The organism is Thioalkalivibrio sp. ALMg11, from assembly GCF_000377905.1.
Taxonomy (GTDB): Bacteria; Pseudomonadota; Gammaproteobacteria; order Ectothiorhodospirales; family Ectothiorhodospiraceae; genus Thioalkalivibrio.
In genome coordinates, this window is sequence record NZ_KB898872.1 from 111,380 (window position 1) to 130,267 (window position 18,888).

General features: G+C 70.1%; 18 protein-coding genes. 2 read left to right on the forward strand and 16 right to left on the reverse strand.

Annotated elements, in window-relative coordinates; translation table 11 throughout:
• The first annotated feature begins 2 nt into the window (after window positions 1-2).
• A complete protein-coding gene (locus tag D578_RS0103160) occupies window positions 3-566 on the forward strand; it encodes a cytochrome c (RefSeq protein WP_018948541.1) in 564 nt (187 codons plus the stop codon).
• A 268-nt stretch (window positions 567-834) separates the two neighbouring features.
• Here D578_RS0103160 and cobM read toward each other — a convergent pair whose 3' ends face one another.
• From cobM to D578_RS0103175, 3 genes are read right to left on the reverse strand one after another with little or no spacing between them, the layout of a single operon-like run.
• Complete coding sequence (gene cobM, locus D578_RS0103165; RefSeq protein ID WP_018169485.1) at window positions 835-1,599, reverse strand: precorrin-4 C(11)-methyltransferase; 765 nt, start codon at window positions 1,597-1,599, stop codon at window positions 835-837.
• Window positions 1,596-2,069 (reverse strand): cobalamin biosynthesis protein, encoded by a 474-nt coding sequence (locus D578_RS0103170; protein ID WP_042798330.1) that lies wholly within the window; start codon window positions 2,067-2,069, stop codon window positions 1,596-1,598. The genes cobM and D578_RS0103170 overlap by 4 nt, the downstream gene beginning before the upstream one ends.
• Complete coding sequence (locus D578_RS0103175; protein WP_026289151.1) at window positions 2,048-3,292, reverse strand: bifunctional cobalt-precorrin-7 (C(5))-methyltransferase/cobalt-precorrin-6B (C(15))-methyltransferase; 1,245 nt, start codon at window positions 3,290-3,292, stop codon at window positions 2,048-2,050. The genes D578_RS0103170 and D578_RS0103175 overlap by 22 nt, the downstream gene beginning before the upstream one ends.
• A gap of 4 nt (window positions 3,293-3,296) precedes the next feature.
• Here D578_RS0103175 and D578_RS0103180 point away from each other — a divergent pair, with 4 nt between their 5' ends.
• Window positions 3,297-4,097 carry a cobalt-precorrin-6A reductase gene (locus D578_RS0103180; RefSeq protein ID WP_018948544.1) on the forward strand — a complete coding sequence of 267 codons (801 nt, stop codon included), beginning with the start codon at window positions 3,297-3,299 and terminating at the stop codon, window positions 4,095-4,097.
• 13 nt (window positions 4,098-4,110) lie between these two features.
• Here the strand turns inward: D578_RS0103180 and cobJ are convergent, their stop codons facing one another.
• The 13 genes from cobJ to D578_RS0103245 form a co-directional block, all read right to left on the reverse strand.
• Window positions 4,111-4,896: a precorrin-3B C(17)-methyltransferase gene (gene cobJ / locus D578_RS0103185; protein WP_018948545.1), complete on the reverse strand. Its 786-nt coding sequence runs from the start codon at window positions 4,894-4,896 to the stop codon at window positions 4,111-4,113.
• Window positions 4,893-5,648 carry a precorrin-2 C(20)-methyltransferase gene (locus tag D578_RS0103190; RefSeq protein ID WP_018948546.1) on the reverse strand — a complete coding sequence of 252 codons (756 nt, stop codon included), beginning with the start codon at window positions 5,646-5,648 and terminating at the stop codon, window positions 4,893-4,895. Before D578_RS0103190 ends, cobJ begins: the two co-directional genes overlap by 4 nt.
• Window positions 5,645-6,298: a precorrin-8X methylmutase gene (locus D578_RS0103195; protein ID WP_018948547.1), complete on the reverse strand. Its 654-nt coding sequence runs from the start codon at window positions 6,296-6,298 to the stop codon at window positions 5,645-5,647. The genes D578_RS0103190 and D578_RS0103195 overlap by 4 nt, the downstream gene beginning before the upstream one ends.
• Entirely contained in the window at window positions 6,295-7,689 is a 1,395-nt protein-coding gene (gene cobG / locus D578_RS0103200; RefSeq protein WP_018948548.1) for a precorrin-3B synthase, read from the reverse strand. The genes D578_RS0103195 and cobG overlap by 4 nt, the downstream gene beginning before the upstream one ends.
• A gap of 19 nt (window positions 7,690-7,708) precedes the next feature.
• Window positions 7,709-8,482, reverse strand: coding sequence for an ABC transporter permease (locus D578_RS0103205; RefSeq protein WP_018169477.1), 774 nt, complete (start codon window positions 8,480-8,482; stop codon window positions 7,709-7,711).
• On the reverse strand, window positions 8,479-9,423 hold the full coding sequence (locus D578_RS0103210) for an ABC transporter ATP-binding protein (RefSeq protein ID WP_018948549.1): 945 nt from the start codon (window positions 9,421-9,423) through the stop codon (window positions 8,479-8,481). Before D578_RS0103210 ends, D578_RS0103205 begins: the two co-directional genes overlap by 4 nt.
• On the reverse strand, window positions 9,420-10,529 hold the full coding sequence (locus D578_RS0103215) for a cobalt-precorrin-5B (C(1))-methyltransferase (RefSeq protein ID WP_018948550.1): 1,110 nt from the start codon (window positions 10,527-10,529) through the stop codon (window positions 9,420-9,422). Before D578_RS0103215 ends, D578_RS0103210 begins: the two co-directional genes overlap by 4 nt.
• A 22-nt stretch (window positions 10,530-10,551) precedes the next feature.
• Complete coding sequence (gene cobA / locus D578_RS0103220) at window positions 10,552-11,406, reverse strand: uroporphyrinogen-III C-methyltransferase (RefSeq protein ID WP_018948551.1); 855 nt, start codon at window positions 11,404-11,406, stop codon at window positions 10,552-10,554.
• Window positions 11,403-12,695, reverse strand: coding sequence for a cobyrinate a,c-diamide synthase (locus D578_RS0103225; RefSeq protein WP_018948552.1), 1,293 nt, complete (start codon window positions 12,693-12,695; stop codon window positions 11,403-11,405). Before D578_RS0103225 ends, cobA begins: the two co-directional genes overlap by 4 nt.
• Entirely contained in the window at window positions 12,692-13,306 is a 615-nt protein-coding gene (gene cobO, locus D578_RS0103230; protein ID WP_018169472.1) for a cob(I)yrinic acid a,c-diamide adenosyltransferase, read from the reverse strand. Before cobO ends, D578_RS0103225 begins: the two co-directional genes overlap by 4 nt.
• Before the next feature lie 59 nt (window positions 13,307-13,365).
• Window positions 13,366-13,656 carry a DUF2149 domain-containing protein gene (locus D578_RS0103235; RefSeq protein WP_018176347.1) on the reverse strand — a complete coding sequence of 97 codons (291 nt, stop codon included), beginning with the start codon at window positions 13,654-13,656 and terminating at the stop codon, window positions 13,366-13,368.
• Entirely contained in the window at window positions 13,653-14,096 is a 444-nt protein-coding gene (locus D578_RS0103240; RefSeq protein WP_012982206.1) for a MotA/TolQ/ExbB proton channel family protein, read from the reverse strand. Before D578_RS0103240 ends, D578_RS0103235 begins: the two co-directional genes overlap by 4 nt.
• A 151-nt stretch (window positions 14,097-14,247) precedes the next feature.
• On the reverse strand, window positions 14,248-18,801 hold the full coding sequence (locus D578_RS0103245; RefSeq protein ID WP_018948553.1) for a cobaltochelatase subunit CobN: 4,554 nt from the start codon (window positions 18,799-18,801) through the stop codon (window positions 14,248-14,250).
• Between the last annotated feature and the right edge of the window lie 87 nt (window positions 18,802-18,888).

The following is an 18,888-nucleotide window of genomic DNA, read 5'->3' on the forward strand; positions in this document are numbered from 1 at the left end:
CCATGAATCGAACGAAATCCATCCGGCGGTCGCTGACGACCGGCCTCCCGCTGGCCCTGCTGCTCGCATCGGCGGGGACCACGGGCGCCGAAGAGATCACCGTCCCGATGCCGGGCCCCTGGGGCGAAGGCTACGAAGAAACCCTGGACGACCCGGCCAGCGTGGACGCCACCGAGGCCTTCCAGCGCTTCCGCCAGCAGAGCATGCGGGGCACCTCGGCCACCTACCGCAGCATCGAGCAGATCCTGCGCTATGACGCGCCGTTCGCCGAGCGTCTGCCCGATCTGGCCGACGAGCTGGCACGGCGGGCCGCCGACATCGAAACCTGGTTCGACCGCGAGACACCAGCGCGGGACGGCGACCCAGGAGCCCTGCCCGCGGCCTGGGCGGACCCAGACTTCGCCGAGTACAAGGCGTCCTACCGCCAGGCCGCCGAACGGCTGCAGCGGAAGGTGGAGACGGCCGACGACCTGGCGGACGAGGCCTTCCAGCTGCGCGCCACCGAGGCCCTGAACAGCGTGCGCCACCAGTGCCTCGCCTGCCACGACAATTACCGCCGCCGCTGAACCACGCGGAAACGGGGCGTCCCCCGAGCCCCTTTTCCGGGGCAGGGCACGCCCCGTTTCCGGCGGCCCCTTTCCTGATCCTGATTAGCACGAATCCACCGCGCGCTTCATATGCCGAAACGGCCTTGCCCGCGAACACGGCGGCGGGCTTCGGCAAGCGCCGCATTCGCGCACAAGCGCGCTCCTGCAGGGCTGCGGGTTGCGCTGGGGGAAAGGGACCTCTGCAGAACTTCAGTGCTAATCAGGCCCTTGACTGGGTACCCGACGATCAGTCGTTGTCCATGCCGCGATAACGCCGCACATGCGCCGGGTCGTACAGGGCACTATCGCGGAAATCCCCCGGATCCAGCGCCGGCCCCACCAGGATCAGCGCCGAGCGCCGCGTGGTCAGCTGCGTTGCCCGCTCCACGATATTGCCCAGCGAGCCCCGCACCACCGTCTCGTCCGGCCAGCTGGCACGGAAGACGATCGCCACCGGACAGTCACAGCCATAGTGCGGACGCAGGTCCGCGACCACGGCCTCGATATTGTGCAGGGACAGGTGGATCGCCAGGGTTGCCCCGGTCGCAGCGAAGGCCGCCAGCCGTTCGCGTTCCGGCATCGACGAGGCCCGCCCCGGCGTCCGCGTCAGCACCACCGACTGCGCCACCTCCGGCACGGTCAGCTCGCGCCCCAGGGTCGCGGCCGCAGCGGAGAATGCCGGGACCCCCGGGGTAATCGTGTAATCGATCCCGGCCGCCTCCAGACGGCGGATCTGCTCGCCCAGCGCGCTGTACACCGACAGGTCCCCGGAGTGCAGTCGCGCCACGTCCTGACCCGCCGCGTGGGCGCGCTGGATCTCGTCCATGATCGCGTCCAGCGTCAGCGGCGCGGTATTCACGATGTGCGCGCCTTCCGGAGCATGCTCCAGCACCGCCTCCGGCACCAGCGAACCCGCGTACAGGCATACCGGACAGGCCGCGATACGATCCCGCCCGCGCAGCGTCAGCAGATCCGCCGCGCCCGGGCCCGCCCCGACAAAATGAACCGTCATGATGACTCCTTGAATACGTGATGGGTATCGACCCGGGCCACCGCGCAACTGGCCCGCGCGGACAGACGCCGCGGCAGCAGCAGACGCGCGCCCTCGCCGGCCACCGCCAGCGCCGCCGCCTCGGCCACCGACCCGACCCCGGCGGTTGTACGCGCCCGCGCCGACTCCGTAAGCACTTCCTCGTCGCAGTCCACCAGCGCAGACGCAGACGGAAATACGAGTTCCAGCTCCAGCTCCCGCGCCACCGACGCCAGCATGGGGCTGTCGCTCTTGTGCGCCGGTGCCGCCAGCTGCCGGATCTCGATCGGCTCGACGCGCGCTGCATCCAGCACGGCGCGGACCTCGGCCAGCACCTCGCGGATCAGGCCCTCCAGCTCCCGGGCCGTGCAGGCCGAGGCGAAGCCGACGCCGGGCACCACCCGGTCGAGCGCACCGTTCAGTGCCGCCCTCAACTCCGGCGCAGGGACCACAGGGTCACCGGCCGCAGCGGTTTCCAGCCCGACATCGCGCCCAGCGGTTCCGAACGGCTCACGCTGATGCGCGTCAGCTCGCCGCGATGGCGCTCGCGCGCCGCCGCCAGCACCGCATCGCCCTCGACCGTCACGCTGTTCGCGACCAGGCGCCCGCCCGGGCGGAGGCTCTCCACACAGTGCTCCACCAGCCCCGGGGTCGTCAGGCCGCCGCCGATGAAGATCGCGTCAGGAGGCGCCAGGCCGTCCAGTGCCTCCGGTGCGCGCCCGGGGATGCATTGCAGGGCCGGCACACCCAGGGCGCGCGCATTGCGCGCGATGCGTTCCAGCCGCTCCGCGCGCGGCTCGATGGCCAGGGCGCGGTTGGCCGGATCCGCCAGCATCCACTCGATGCCGATGGAACCGGAGCCGGCGCCGATGTCCCACAGGCACTCGCCGCGCCCGGGCGCCAGCAGAGCCAGTGTCACCGCACGGACCTCGCGCTTGGTGATCTGCCCGTCCTGTTCGAACTGCGCCTCCGGTCGGCCGGCGCTGGCCGCGATCACCGGGGCCGTCGGGGCCACCGGGGAGGCGCGACATTCCAGCGCGATCGTGTTCAGCGGATCCACCTCGCGAGCGCCCCAGTCCGCCGCCGTGGTCGCGCCAATGCGCTCCCGGGCCCCGCCCAACTGCTCCAGGACCGTCAGGGCCGAGGCCCCGAAACCCAGGTCATTGAGCCAATGGGCCAGCTCGCCGGGGGTCTCGCCGTCGCGGCTCAGGATCAGCAGCCGCGCGCCGTCGTGCAGCCAAGGGCGCAGCGCTTCCAGCGGGCGCCCGTGGACCGACAGGCAGCGGGTCTCCTGTAACGGCCAGCCCATCCGCGCGGCGGCCAGGCTGAATGCCGAGGGCGCCGGAAACACCCGGGTGGCCGCCACCGGGAAACGCCGCATCAACGTCGCGCCCACCCCGAACCAGAACGGGTCGCCACTGGCGAGCACGCACAGCGGCTGCCCCGCCCGCGCCTCGATCCAGTCGAGGGCGGTCTCCAGCGGCGAGGGCCACACCAGACGTTCCTGCCCTGGCTGCTCCGGCAACATCTCCAGATGCCGTGCACCCCCGATCACCGTGGTCGCCTGCGCCACGGCCGCACGGGCCTCCGGCGCCAGTCCGGACAGACCGTCCGCACCGACCCCGACGATGTGCAACCATGGCGTCCCGCCCGGCTGCGTCGCTACACTTGGCATCTCCATGACCTCCCGTTCACCCCTTTCCAACGACGCCCGGCCACCGCGCCCGCGGCATGTCCTCCTGCTGGGCGGCACCACCGAGGCCGCGGCCCTGGAGCCGCTGCTGGACGGCCACCCGCGGCTGCAGTCCACCGTCTCGCTGGCCGGGCGCACCCGGAAACCGGGCCCGTCGCGGCTGCCACGGCGCACGGGCGGTTTCGGCGGCGCCGAGGGCCTTGCCAGCTGGCTGCACGAACACGCGGTCGACGCCCTGGTGGACGCAACCCACCCGTTCGCGCGGCAGATCTCGGCCAACGCCGTCGCGGCTGCGCGCCAGACCGGTATCCCGCTGGCCCGCCTGACCCGACCGTCGTGGGAGGCCGGAGCGGATGACAGATGGATCCGCGTGTCCGATCTCGCGGCCGCCGGCCGCACCCTGCCGGCACTCGGCCGGCGCGTGCTGCTGACCACCGGCCGCCAGCACCTTGAGGCCTTCGAGGCCGCGCCCGAACTGGACTATGTCATCCGCACCATCGACCCGCCCGAACCGCCGCCGGCGCTGCCACGGGTCACCTGGATCCATGCCCGGGGCCCGTTCGCGGCGGAGGACGAGGCGCGCCTGCTGCGGGAACACGCGATTGACGTTCTGGTAACCAAGGACAGCGGCGGCGAGGCCACCGCCGCCAAGCTGCAGGCAGCCCGCGAACGGGGTATCCCGGTGGTGATGGTGGAGCGCCCGCCGGACGCCCCCGGGGTGCCACGGTTCCACGCCCCGCAGGCGGTACTCGACTGGCTGGAAGCGCTCCCGGACACCCACGGCTAGAGCGGGTCCCGGCTCATTCCGCCGCCTCGACATAACGCGGGGTGTACACGTGCCGCCGGCCCGAAGGGCGTTCCAACACGCGGGTGGATGTGGCGCCGACGATCACCAGCGTGCTCATATTCGCCGCCGCCGGGTCCACCTCGCCGAGGGTGGAGATCTGCACGTCTTCGCGTTCGCCACGTCCCACCGCAGTGGCCAGCACCACCAGGGTGTCCGGCCCCTGGACCTCGCGCACGATCCCCAGTGCCTCGCCCAGCTGCCAGGGTCGCGCGCGCGAGATCGGGTTGTAGAAGGCCATGGCAAAATCGGCCTCGGCCGCCAGCCGCACCCGGCGCTGGATCAGCGACCAGGGCTTGAGATTGTCCGACAGCGAGATCACGCAGAAATCGTTCCCCAGCGGCGCCCCCAGCCGCGCGGCGGCGGCCTGCATCGCCGAAACCCCGGGGGCCACGTCCACCTCGACGTCCTCCCAGCGTCCCGCCGGTGCCCCTTCCAGGGCCTCGAAAATGGCCGCCGCCATCGCGAACACACCGGGATCGCCACCCGAGACCACCGCCACGTCCCGCCCCTCGGCGGCCATGTCCAGGGCGTGCGTCGCGCGCGCCAGCTCCTCGCGGTTGTCCGAGGCGTGAACACGGTGATGCGCGCCCGCAATGCGTTCCAGGTACGGCCCGTACCCCACCAGGTCGGTCGCCGCTTCAAGACGGGCAGCAACCTCCGGCGTAAGCCATTCCGGCCCGGCCGGCCCCACCCCGAGCACACTCAGCCGCCCGAGCGGCCGACCGTCATCCCCGCTCATCGCCGCACCCCTCGCCCGGGAATCACGATCATCGAGAAATAGGGCACCTGCTCCGGGATCTCGTCCAACGGCAGGACCCGCTCCTCCGGCGTGCTCGCGCGTTCCACGTACCAGGCACGCTCGTCCAGCCCCAGTTCCCGCAGGACCCCGACCACCGCATCGCGATGGGTTCCAACCTTCATGATGACCGCAGCATCGGTCCCCTGCAGGGCCTGGCGCAGATCGTCGATCGGCATGGTGCCCGGGATCACCGTCAGCAGGTCATCGCGCATGGTCAACGGCGTGGGCAACTGCGCGGCGGAGGCCATCATGGAGGTCACGCCGGGCACGATGCGGGTGGGGAAACGCTCCTTCAGCCGCAGGTAGACGTGCATGAAGGAGCCGTAGAAGAACGGGTCCCCTTCGTTCAGCACCACCACCGAACGCCCGGCCCCCAATTCGGCGGCCAGCTGCTCGGCGGCGGCGTCGAAAAACTGCTCGATGCGGCTGCGATACTCGTCGGAGCCGTGCGGGATCTCGTTGGTCACCGGATACTCCAGCGGCATCTCGCGCTGCCCGGCACCCAGATGGGCATCCACGATGGCACGCGCCTGGCCGCGGCCGCCCCGGCGACAGAAGTAGGCCACCACCGGGCTCTCGGCAATCAGCCGCGCGGCCTTCAGCGTCAACAGCTCGGGATCACCGGGACCGGTGCCCACGCCGTACAGACAGCCCGCGTCCGAGGAATCCTGCAGGTTGGGGGATGTCGTCATATCCGGTCACTCGCAAAGGCGTTGATGGCCGCCGCGGCCATGGCACTGCCACCCCGGCGTCCGAAAATGGTCAGGTAATCGAGGTTCAGCGGGCTGCTGGCCAGCGCCTCCTTGCTCTCCACCGCACCCACAAATCCCACTGGTATACCGAGCACGGCGGCCGGCCGCGGCGCACCCTGGTGCAGCATTTCCAGCAGGTGAAACAGCGCCGTGGGTGCATTGCCAATGGCCACGACCGCGCCGTCCAGATGCGGTCGCCACCATTCCAGCGCCGCGGCCGAACGCGTCGTTCCCAGACGCTCGGCGGCCGCCGCCACCCCGTCCTCCCGCAGGCTGCAGATCACCCGGTTGTCCGCCGGAAGCCGGGCCCGCGTGACCCCGTGCGCCACCATGTTGCTGTCGCACAGGATCGGCGCGCCGGCGGCCAGCGCATCCATGGCCGCCCGGGCCACCCGGGCGGAAAACCCGACGTCCCGCGGCAGATCGGTCATGCCGCAGGCATGGATCATGCGTACCACCGCGGGCACCAGGTCCTCCGGAAAGCGGTCGAGATCCGCCTCGGACCGGATCATCGCAAAGGACTCCCGGTAGATGGCCGCCCCGTCGCGGATATAGTCGGGTACGGCCCCGGCCGTATCGCTCTGTGTCATGCTGAATCTCCGTTGTTCATCTTTGCGTTCATCCACCGGGTCAGTGCCGTGCCCTCCAACTGTTGCAGGGCCTCGATCCTCGACTCATTCGCGCCACACTCTTCACGGGCAACCGTATCGAGGGCCGTAAGGGCCGACTCGACCTGCCCGGGTCTCAGCCTCGTCAGGACGGTCTCCCATTGCGCGGGCGCGCGTTGCAGCGACAGGTCGTAACGACCTTCCCGCGCCGTGAGCAGGACCTGTGCGTTTGCGGGGCGCCCGCAGTGCTTGTCGCAGCCACTGACGTGCACATGCCCGCCACCCGCAAGCAGCCCGCGGGCAGATGCCCCGGCCGTCTCCGCATCCTCCCGCGTGTACGTACTGCCCGCGGAGCAACCCACTTGCCCGATACAGGCACTCACCGCCAGGCGAGAATCATTCGGGTCGGTCACACCGCCCCACTCGGCGACCCGGGCTGATTCCACCGGTGATGCCCCGGTCACGAGCAGGCTGCGCCACGGTGTCAGCCGCAAGCGTCCGTCGTGCGGCCGGATATGTTCGGCCATGCCCTGCAGGGCCTCCGCGCGCAGGGCCCCGAACGGAAACGCGATCCCGAAGGCTCGCCCGTTCAGGCACGTACCCATCCCGGCATCCGCGCATCCGGGCATCCGGGCCGCGACCCAGTCCCCGCCCGGGAGCACCCGCTCCAACCCCGGCGGGGTCAGCACATTCAGGCCGAACCGGGCCACGGCACCGGCCACCCGCCCCGGCGGATCCACCTCGCCTTCGCGCAATTCCACGAAGCGTTCGAGCACCACCAGGGCGACGTCCACGACCTTCTCCGGGCGCGTCCAGCCAAGCACCGTGGCCGTGCGACTGGACGCGCCCACAGCCACCCGAAACCACACCCCTCCCAGCCCCGCACAGGCCTCCAGCCGCAGGTCCGCCGGCACTCCATCCAGCGGCAAATCGCCGCCGGCCTCTACCAGCACCCCTACCTTCGGCGGCAGCGCCCGCAGACGCGGGTGCTCCCCCAGCGCCCGCGCGAGGTCCCGCGCGACCGGCTGTACATCCATGGCCGCCTCCGGATCGATATCCGTCACCGGGGCCACCAGGACATTGCGCACCGCCTCCACCGCGGGATCGCGATCGGCCAGACCCGCGTTCTCCAGCTCGGCACGTGCCGGCTCCAGATCCGCCGTGTCCAGACCGCGCAACTGCAGATTGCCGCGGCTAGTCAGCTCCAGGGCACCGGAACCAAAGCGACGCGCCACCTCCGCGAGGGTCTGCGCCTGCTCCGCATCCAGCCCCCCGATCGGGTGACGTACCCGCATCAGCAGACCGTCCCCGGTGCTCATCGGCGCGGCAACCCCCGGACAGGCCTGGCGCACCCGCGGACGATCGGCAATCACGACTTCACCCTGCCCGCGCTCATGTGCGGATCCGCACGCCGCGCGCCACCAGGGCCCAGGCCAGCCCACCGACGACGAGCGTCGCCCCCACGAGGACCCAGAAGGTCGTGGCCCAGGCGAAGGACCCGGTCCCCAGCAGGCCGTAGCGAAAGCCCTCGATCATGTAATACAGCGGGTTCAGCACCGCCAACGACTGCCAGGGCTCGGGCATCCGTTCCACCGGGTAGAACAGGCCTCCCAGGTAGATCAGCGGGGTCAGCACGAACGTGGCCACTACGGAGGTATGGTCAAAGCTGCGCGCATACAGGCCGTTCAAGAGCCCGGCCAGCGCGAACAGCAAGGCACTGATCAGCGCGATCCCCAACGTGGCCGCCAGGTGGTGCAGCTGGAGATGGGTAAACGGGATCGCCACCAGCGCCACCAGCGCCCCGGCCAGCAGCCCGCGGATCACGCCACCGGTGGCGAAGCCCGCCACAATCAGCCAGGCGGGCAGCGGCGCGACCAGCAGCTCCTCGATATGCCGCTGCAGGCGGGCGCCGTAGAACGCCAGCGTCACATTGCTGTAGGCATTGGTGGCAACCGCCAGGATGATCAGGCCGGGCAGGATGAAATCGGCGTAGTCGACCCCCCGCATGGTGCCCAGTTCGCGCCCGATCAGATGACCGAAGATCACCAGGAACAGGACGGTCGTCACCACCGATGGCAGGAGGTTCTGCACCCAGGCCCGCAGGAACCGGCGCACCTGCTTGACCACCATCCCGCGATAGGCGAATGCGTAGGCCGCGAGTCTCATGCCCCGGCCCCTTGCAGTGCGTCCGCGCGTTTCGCAATGCGCTGCAGGAATAGCGACTCGAGCCGGTTGCGCTTGTTGCGCAGTCCCGCGACCCGGACCCCGCTTCCGCCCAGGCGATCGAACAGGTCATTGACCTCCATGCCCTGCGGGAGATCGATCTCCAGGGTCCAGGTATCCACCAGACGGGTCGCCAGCCCCTCCAGGACCGGGGCCGCGTCCAGAGGCGCATTCAATTCCAGCACCAGCGTCTGCACGTTCAGACCGTGCAGCAGCTCGCCGGTCTCGCCGCGCGCGACGATCTCGCCCTGATCCAGGATCGCCAGCCTGTCGCACAGGCTCTCGGCCTCCTCCAGATAGTGGGTGGTCAGGAGGATCGTCACGCCATCCGCGTTCAAGCCGCGCAGCAGCTCCCAGGTTGCATGGCGCCCCTCCAGGTCCACTCCCGCCGTCGGCTCGTCCAGCAACAAAACGCGAGGGCGATGCACCAGGGCGCGGGCAATCATCAGCCGGCGCTTCATGCCGCCCGACAGGCCCCAGGCCGACTGTTCGCGCCGGTCCAGAAGACCCGCCTGTTCCAGCACCTCGCCGGTTCGTTCGCGCGCCCGCCTCGGGGACAGCCCGTAGTAGGCCGCCTGGGCCTCGACGATCTCGCCCACCGGCTCGAAGCTGTTGAAATTCACCTCCTGCGGCACCACGCCCATGCACGCCTTCGCCGCCACCGCCTGCGTGGCCACATCGTGCCCGCAGACCCGGATCGAACCGCGATCCGCCCGCACCAGCGTGGTCAACAGCCCCACCAGGGTGGTCTTGCCGGCCCCGTTCGGACCCAGCAGGCCGAAAAAGCTGCCCGCCGGCACCTCCAGATCCACGTTCGCCAGCCCGACCCGGCCACCGGCGTAGCGCTTGGCTACCGACTGCAGGGCGATCGCCGCGGCCGTCATGGCGCAAGGCCCCTGGCGCCATCGGCAAACCCGACGATGCGCCCCGCCCGATCCACCGCGCAGACCTCCAGCGCCGTGGTCTCCGGCAACATCCCGCGGGCTCGCTGCCAGGCGCGTGCACTAATCCGGTCGGCCAGGGCCACGCCCTGTTCCAGGCAATCCGCAAGGGCCTGGGCACTGGTGTTGGCCGCGCGGATGCGCGCCACCAGGTCCGGGCTGGCGCCCAGATCCGCGGCTTCCTCCGCCAGGGCGTCGAGATCGATGCGCGACTTGCGGCTATGCGCATCCAGGTGCCCGGCCGCGAACTTGCTGAGTTTGCCGAAACCCGCGGCCAGCACCACCGCGGGCAGGGGGTGGCGCCGCAGGTACTTCAGCGCCGCCCCGAACAGATCCCCCATCTCGATCAGCGCGATGTCGTCCAGGCCGTAGCGTTCACGCACCGCCGCCTCGCTGGTGCCGCCGGTACAGCAGGCCACGCACGGACAATCGTTGGCGCGGGCCACGTCGATGGCCTGATGGATGGATGCGATATAGGCGGCGCAGGAAAACGGGCGCACGATCCCCGTGGTGCCCAGGATCGAGAGACCGCCGAGGATGCCCAGGCGGGCGTTCATGGTCCGCTCGGCAATCCTTTCGCCCCCATCCACCCCGACCGTGACCCGGAAGCCCCCGCTGTAACCGGTCGCCTCGGCAAGCGCCTCCAGATGCCCCTGCATCATGCGTCGCGGGACCGGGTTGATCGCCGGCTCGCCCGGCGCCAGCACCAGGCCCGGACGCGTGACCGTCCCGACCCCGGCACCCGCCATGAACACAACGCCAGGTGCACCACACAGGGTCACCTCGACCCAGACCCGAGCCCCGTGGGTGGCATCCGGGTCATCGCCGGCATCCTTGATGACCCCGGCGACCGCGCCACCCGGGGTGGGCTCCAGATCGTTCAACGCCAGGCGCACGACCTGCCCCCTCGGCAGGGTGACCTCGACCGTCTCGAGCCGCCGCCCCTCCAGCAGCCAGCGTGCGCCGGCCACGGCGGCCACGGTCGCGCAGACACCGGTGGTCAGGCCGGTGCGCAGGCGCCCGGTTGTCTCGCACGTCTCCGGGCGCATGCCGCCCTCCGCACTGTAGCGATCAGCCGACTTCATGCGTCCCCGGCCCGGGCTCGAAGCCCGGCGTGGCAATCGTCTCGCGCAGGCGCACCACCTCGCCCACGATCAGCAACGCGGGCGACTGGATGGCCAGATCCGCAACCCGCGCGGGAAGGTCCGCCAGCGTGCCCTCGATGACGCGCTGCGTCGGGCGCGTGCCCTGCTCCACCAACGCGGCCGGCATCGCGCCATCCGCGCCCGCCGCCATCATCTCGCCGCAGACCTCGGCCAGGGTGTGCAGCCCCATGTAGACGACCAGGGTCTGCTGCGGATGGACCAGCGAGGCCCAGTCCAGATCGGTCTCGCCGGCGCGGCGATGGGCGGTCACGAACTGGCAGCGATAGGCATGATCGCGATGGGTCAACGGGATCCCGGCATACGCCGCGCAGCCACCCGCCGCGGTGATCCCCGGCACGATGCGGACCGGGATCCCGGCCGCGGCGATCGCCGCCGCCTCCTCGCCGCCGCGACCATAGACGAACGGGTCCCCACCCTTCAGGCGCACCACGTAGTGCCCCTCCCGCGCCAACGCGATCATGCGCTCGTTCAGGTCCCCCTGATCGCAGCTGTGCCGTGAGCGTGCCTTGCCCACGTACAGCCGCTGCGCCTCCGGGTTCGCCAGATCCAGGATCGCATCCGGGATCAGGCGGTCGTGCAGCAGGATGTCGGCGTGCTGCATCGCAGCCACCGCGTCCAGTGTCAGCAGACCCGGATCGCCCGGCCCGGCGCCGACCAGATCCACGCAGCCGGCCCGCCGCTCGCCGCCCAGCCGGATGCTGGCCCCGGCGCGTGCCCCCGGTCCGATCCGCGTCACATTATCCCGCTGCGCATCACTCATGGCTGAAACAGCTGCGCCGTGGCCTCGGGGTTGGACGGGAACCAGGCGTGCAGATAGGTCGCGCTCAGGCGACCATCTCGATAGATCGCCTCCCCCTGCGACCCCGTCCCGCGGGCCCGCCAGCAATGGCCGTAGGGTTCCAGGCCGACCTCGGAGCGGGTGTGGTGGAAGGTGTGTCCACGCAACTCGCCCTCCGGCAGCGGGGCCGCCTGGAGACCCAGGCCCTGCAAGCGGTCCGCCAGCTGGGCCTTGCCCGGCACCAGTCCGGCCATGGCCGCGGTGTGGCCCTCGCGGTCGGCCAGTTCATCCAGCAGATAGAGGAAGCCCCCGCACTCCGCCAGGATAGGGCGACCGGCCGCATGGTGGGCCTCCAGGTCCGACTTCAGAGCGGTATTGGCGGCCAGTTGATCCAGATACAACTCGGGGTAGCCGCCCGGGAGCCAGACGGCATCGGCCTCCGGCAGCCCATCCCCGGCAAGCGGGGAAAAGAACCGCAGTTCGGCGCCCATCTTCTCCAGCAGACGCAGATTGGCCGGATACATGAACGCGAAGGCCGCATCCCGTGCAATCGCGACGCGTACGCCGGACAGGGTCGCCGTGATCGGCGCGATCGCTTCCGGATGAAAGGTCACGGGCTCCGGGAGGCCCGTCACGCCGGCCTCTTCGATCGCGGCCGCGGCGGCCTCCAGCCGCGCATCCAGGTCGGCGATCTCGCCCGCCTGGACCAGGCCCAGGTGACGATCCGGGACACTCAGCGTCTCGTTGCGCTGCACGGCGCCGAAGAAGCGGATTGCGTCCGGGGTGCAGTCCTCCAGCATCCGGGCATGCCCCGGGCTGCCCACCCGGTTGGCGATCACGCCGGCGAATGACAAGCCCGGGCGATAGGTCGACAAGCCGTGCACCAGCGCCCCGAAGGTCTGCCCCATACCGCTGGCATCCAGGATCGCCAGGATCGGCAACCCGAAGGCCTGGGCCAGATCCGCGCCGGAGGGATCCCCGTCGAACAGCCCCATCGATCCCTCCACCAGGATCAGGTCGGACGTCTGTGCCGCCTCGTACAACATCGCCCGGCAGGCGGCCTCGCCCACCATCCACAGATGCAGCGCATCCACCGGGTGGCCGGAGGCCTGCTCCAGGATCATCGGGTCGAGGAAGTCGGGGCCGGTCTTGAACACGCGCACGCGCCGGCCCTGGTTGCGGTGGTAGCGGGCGATGGCGGCGGTGATCGTGGTCTTGCCCTGGCCCGAGGCCGGGGCCGCCACGAACGCGGCGGGACAGCTCACGCTCACAGCTCGATCCCCTTTTGCGCCTTGATGCCGGCCTGGAAGGCGTGCTTGACCACACCGATCTCGCTGACGGTATCGGCCGCCTCGATCATCGCCTTGGGCGCGGCGCGGCCGGTGGTGATCACGTGCTGCATCGGCGGGCGGTTGGCCAGTTCTTCAAGGACCTCGGCCACGTCGAGGTACTGGTATTTCAGCGCGATGTGCAGCTCGTCGAGCAGCACCAGATCGACGTTTGGGTCGCGCAGCATGTCGCGGGCATGCGCCCAGGCATCGCGGGCGGCCTCGACATCCTTCTCGCGGTCCTGGGTCTCCCAGGTGTAGCCCTCGCCCATCACGTGGTACTGCACGTTGTCCTGACCGCGGAAGAAGGCCTCCTCGCCGGTGGCGAACTGCCCCTTGATGAACTGGACGATGCCCACCTGCATGCCGTGCCCCAGGGCACGGGCGACCATGCCGAAGCCGGAGGAGCTCTTGCCCTTGCCGTTGCCGGTCAGGATCAGGAAAACCCCCTTCTCCTCCTGGGCCTCGGCGATCTTGCGGTCCACGACCTCCTTCTTGCGTGCCATGCGCTGGGCGTGGCGTTCGGCTCGAGCCGCTTCGGTGTCTTCGCTCATCGTTCTGTTACTCCTTGATTCGTTGCGTCATACGGGCATTCGGACGGCGCCTAGAGTGGCTATTCGCCGATCAGGATCATCCGTCCGGTCTCCGGATCGCGGTAGACCTGCCCCATGGATTCGTAGCCCGAGCCGGCCTCGCCGGCCCCTTCGGGTGGGTCCGGGATCTCGCGCCCGGGCTCGATCTCGGCGCCGCCACTGGCCGGCTCCAGCCCGCCGCCCGATGCGGCCATCACCACCATCAGGCCGACGGCAAACACCAGCATGATGTCGGCCAGATTGGCCAGCGGGCCCATCGGCTCCTCGTCGGGCGCGTCGAAGCGCGAAGCGCGGTAGTGCGGGACCCTCATGCCGCCGCCTCCATACGCTCCATCGCCGCGTCATACCAGCGCCGGCGCAACCGCCCGAGCAGGAAGCCGAGGATGCCAACCAGCAGCCCCAGCACCGTGGTATTGAAAGCCACCGTAACGGCCTGGGCGAGGATTTCCAGTTCGCCCCGGCCCATCGCGGCCAGCCCCGGACCCAGCGGGATCAACGTCCCCATCAGCCCGAGCATCGGGCCGATGCGCGCCAGCAGATCGGCGCGGTCGATGCGCCGCCGGGCACGGTAAGCGAGGCGTTCGGCATCGCCGCTCAATTCCAGACGGCGTACCCCACCGGAGCGTTCACCCAGTGCCAGCCCGAGCTCCCAGACGGCGACCGCGACCAGCACCAGCAGGCCAACGATCACTGGCTCCAGCAGCCAGCGCACCACGGTGTCCATCAGTTCCATCGTGATCGAGAACGACATTCGCGTTACCTCATTAACCTTTGTTCAGCCATTCGTACGGCCTTCCGTCCTGCGTAGGAGGCCAGCCTCTGGCCGATGGGGTGTAACCATTGCCCCAATCGCCGAGAGGGCTCGGCTCCTACAAGTACAGGGTCGAAAATGCCCATGGCGGTTATCGCCGCCGGCCCGCAGCAATACCGGCGAGTAGCAGCAGGAACAGCGCACCAGCCACCAGCCAGGGGAGCCAGGGCATGCCCGCCGCCTCGTCGCCGGTCTCCTGACCGCCGTCGGCCTCGGCCGGCTCGGGGATCTCCTGCGCCTCCTGCGCGGTAGGGTCTTCCAGCGGCTGGATCTCGGTGACGCGACTGGGGTCGGCCTCGGGCTCCGCCCGGTCGATCTGCGCGGCCGCCCGCACCGCCTCGAAGGCCGCGCGCAGCTCGGCGTCGTCCAGGCGCTCGGCCACCTCGTCCAGCATGGGGTGATCCGGGCGCGTGTGACCGCTGCCGGGCAGGCCGTGCTCGGCGACCAGTTCCGCGAAGCGCTCGGACAATGCATCCAGCACCTCGGGATCGGCGTCCCAGAATCCGTGGCTGGCCGCAACCAGGTGCACGGCCTGCAGGTGGGTCTTCACGTGCACGTTGTGGCCGTCGGCCAGGAACTCCTGCATCCCCAACCCGTGGCGGTCCTGGAGGTACACGTCGTGCACCTCGTCCCAGACCCAGGAGCGGATGATCTCCGGGTTGGTCACCTGCCAGCCCCACAGGTTGTCGACGAAGTCCCGGGCCATGGTGCGGGCCCCGGCATAGCCGTGATCCATCAGCGGCTCGATCCACTGCGGGTTCAGGTTCTGCCCCTGCAATTCGCGCATCAGCGCGCGGCCCAGGGTCTCCACCCGCGGGTCGTCCGGATCGGCGTGCTGCAGCACGCGGTTGTCCGGCACCTCGCCGCGGATGCTCTCGACCGCGGTGGACAGACCGCCCTGGAAGTCGAACCCGTCGTCGTTGTCCAGCAGGCCGTAGAGATGCGAGGCCCGCCCGAGGTAGGTCCGTCCGACCTGGCCCAGACGGGCCTCGAAGGCCTCGTGCGCAGAGCCACCGGACTCATCCGCCCCGTAGGCATGGCCCATGCGCCGCAGGTAGGCCGCACCCAGTTCGGCGCGGTCCTCCCAGGCGCCGGAGCGATCCGCCAGCCGGTTGACCCCCGCGCCGTAGGCCCCGGGCGCGGAGCCGAACACGCGCAGGGCCGCCTGCTGCCCGGCCCCGGCGCCATCGAGCCCGGCCGCACGCAGGGCCTGGGTGTCCTCCACCCACTGCGCGGCCACATCGTTACGCGCCAGCGGCTCGTCGCCCGGATCGCGCAGGTCCTGCCCCAGCGGGGCCAGGGCCGCTTCCAGTGCCGGTTCCAGCTCGGGGTATTCCGCAAGAATGATGTCGGACGAGCCATCCAGCGCGAGGCGAGCGGCACGATCCAGCCACACCAGCTGGTCCTCGTACAGGTCCCGGAACAAACCGGAGGTGGTGAACAGGGCATCGCGACGGCGGTCACGCTCCGCCTCGTCGAGGTCCATGCGTTCCAGTCCCTGGACGATCCCGCGGCTGTTCCAGGCCGGGCGAATGCCCAGCATGTCCATGCCGAAGGCGATCATCACGCCCTCGTCGCGCACGGTATCCGACGCCCAGAGGATGATCGCCTCGCTGCCGTCGGCCTCGGGATCGCCGTGCTCACGGGCATCCGCGGCCAGTTCCTGGCCAATGCCCCAGGCAATGCGCGTGGGCACCAGATCCGCCGCCAGCGCATGGAAGTTGCGCCCGGTCGGCAACACCTCCGGCGTCCGGATCGGATCGTTGCCCTGGCCCGGTGGCACGAAACGCCCCTCCAGGGCCGCCAGCAGATGCGCACGCTCGCTGGCCGGCGATCCGCGCAGCTTCGCGTCCCAGTCGTCGCCGATCGCGTCGTCACCGGCCATCGACTCAAGCATCGTGTCCACGGCCTCGTCGCTCCAGTCGCGCCCGAACACGTGCAGCCCCAGGGGCATCTGGTCTTCCTGCATGTCGGTCAGGTAGTGGCCGATCTCGTGGACCAGCAACTCCTCGTCCATCTCGGACAGCCGGGTCGTGGCGTGTTCGTCATGCCCCTCATCCGCATGCTCGTTCTCATGATCATGCTCATGGGCGTGCTCGTGCTCTTCATCCCCATGTTCCCGGTGATGGTCCGCGTCACGCTGCTCGTCGCCATGTTCGTCCGCATGACCTTCGCCATGCCCGGTGGTGTCGGGCTCTTCGTCATGACCCACGTGGTGATCGCCGTGGTCGTCATGGTGGTGCCCGTGGTCGTGATGATGCCCCCGGGCCATTTCCCGCTCGATGGTCTCGGTCAGGCCGAGATCCTCGATACGTTCGCGCAGGGTCTGTACCGCCCGCGAACGGGTGGCGGCATCCGGCTGAGCCGCGGCCTCGTAGGTCTCCACCAGCTGGCGCAGTTCCAGCAGGCTGTCGTACAGCTCGGTCGCCGCCAATGGCGGGGTCAGGTGGCTGATCATCACGCCCATGGCCCGGCGCTTGGCCTGGATGCCCTCGCCCACCCCATCGACGATGTAGGGGTAGATGATCGGCAGGGCGCCCCCGAGGATCTCGGGGTAGTCATCTGCCGCCAGACCCGCCCGCCGACGCGGCAGGAATTCCCGGGTCGAGTGGCGGCCGACATAGACCAGCGCATCCGCCTCGAAGTGGTCGCGGATCCAGTGGTAGAAGCCGACATACTGGTGGGTCGGCGGGAAGGTGGTATTCGCGTGCAGCAGGCGCTCGCTGACCTCCCAGCCACGCGGCGGCTGCGGTCCGATGAACACGTTGCCGAACTCGATCCCGGGGAACAGCATCTCGCCGTCGCGGGTCATCGCCTCGCCCGGCGGCTCGCCCCAGCCGGTCAGGCCGGGGATGCCCGTGCGCACCAGCGCCTTGCGCAATTGCTCGGTCGTCGCATGCGCGTCCTCACCCGCCAGCGTGGCCTCCCAGGCCGCCTCGAATTGTGCGAGCAGATCCAGCGCTCGATCCTGGGCCGCGTGCGGATAGCTCTCGAGCATGTGGCGCAGATCACCGACACCGCTTTCCAGCGCGGCTTGTGCCAAATCGATCTCGTCGGCGGCTTTGGCCGCCTCCAGCCTCGCCTGCAGGTAGCCGATCGGGCCATCCACCAACTCGGCCCGGATCGACTCCGGCAGGGCGTCGAAATAGGCCTGGTACTGCTCGCGATCGAGCGCGGCCACCCGGCCGGCGATCGCGTCCAGCGCATCTGCCTGCTCCGGGAGATTCACCGCCCGGTCCTGGATCATGTCCAGCAGGGCTTCGGCATCCTCCGGCACGTTGTCGCCCAGGTCATAGCCGGCCGCCTCCAGCCGCTGCAACATCTCCAGCAGGGACTCGGGCACATCCAGCTTGTCCGCGCCGATGTTCTGGCGACCCGGCGGATGGTTGTAGTAGACGACCGCGACCCGCTTGTCCGCGTTGTCGAGGGTGCGCAGCCGCTGCCAGCTTGCCACCCGGTCGGCCAAAGCCTCCACGCGCTCGCCCACCGGCTCGGTCAGTATCAGGCGCACACCCGTGCGTTCATCCTGTTCCGGGGCGCCCGCGGCCGCCAGCACCATCGGCTGGCTCATACCCTGCAACTCCGGCATGGCCACGTGGTAGTGCACCTTGTCCCAGGGGATGCCTTCGTGCGACAGCCGCCACTGGGCTGCGCTCACATCCGCCAGGCGGATGCCCTTGATCACCGGGACATCCAGCTCGCCGAAGGCCTCGGCCACCGCCTCGCGGTTGCCGCCCCCGCCGACCACGAAGTCCTGCAGACTCACGATCCCGGCGAGATCTGCCGGCCCGGCCACGTTCTCCAGGGTCTCGATCGCCTCGCGGCTCGCCCCGCCCCAGCGCGCGAGCACCACAAAACACTGGATCTCGCGGTTCTCCAGGGCCTCGCAGGCCGCATCCAGCAGGGCGCGGTCGCCCGGCCGGTCGCCGGTATCCAGATCCAGGAGCGCCACGGCCGGACCCTCCTCCAGATCGAGGGCGTCCGAATCGGGGCTGGAGCTGCCATGGCGGTAGTAGCGGATGGTCTCGCGCGGGTCCGGGTCCGGTACGTCGATCGCGTGGCCGCCATGCGCGGCCAGCCAGCGCATCAGGCCCTCCATGTTCTCCGGCGTGCGCCCCTGGTAGAACGCCCGCCCGGCCAGCCAGTCCGCCTGTTCGGGGAAGCGCTCCTGCTGTCGGGACAGGTGCGCGCGCGGGTCCTCACCCGGATCCGGGTTGGCCGCCAGTTCGGTACGCATCTCGTCATCGAGCCCCGCGAGTACGGCCTCACCGTCGATCCGCGACAACGCCGTCAGGTGGCGAACGCTGTTGATGGCCAGGATCGGGGCTCCCTCGGGCGGCGGGGCCTCCCGCAACAGGCGATCGAGGCGCGCGGCCTGATCCCCGAAGACGGCCGCGACGAGCACCGCGTCCGCCTCGCGCCACAGCGCCGCGACCGCCTCGTCCGACTTGTCCGTGAGCTGCTCCGGGGTGCGCAGTACGACCTCCGCCTCCGGATGGGCCTCGAGGAAGCGATGCGCCCCGGCGGCGACCTCCGCCGCCGAGCGATCGGAAACAACACCCACCAGGAGCGGCCCGGCCCCGGCCGTTCCGACGCCGAATAGAAAAAACGCAATAGCAATCAGGGTTGTGCGACGAAAACGCATGGAGATTTCCCGAAAAACAGGCGCAAGGGGCCGCGAGGCGTGTACCCGACACGCCAGCGACCACTGCAATGGGATTGGGGCGCCGCC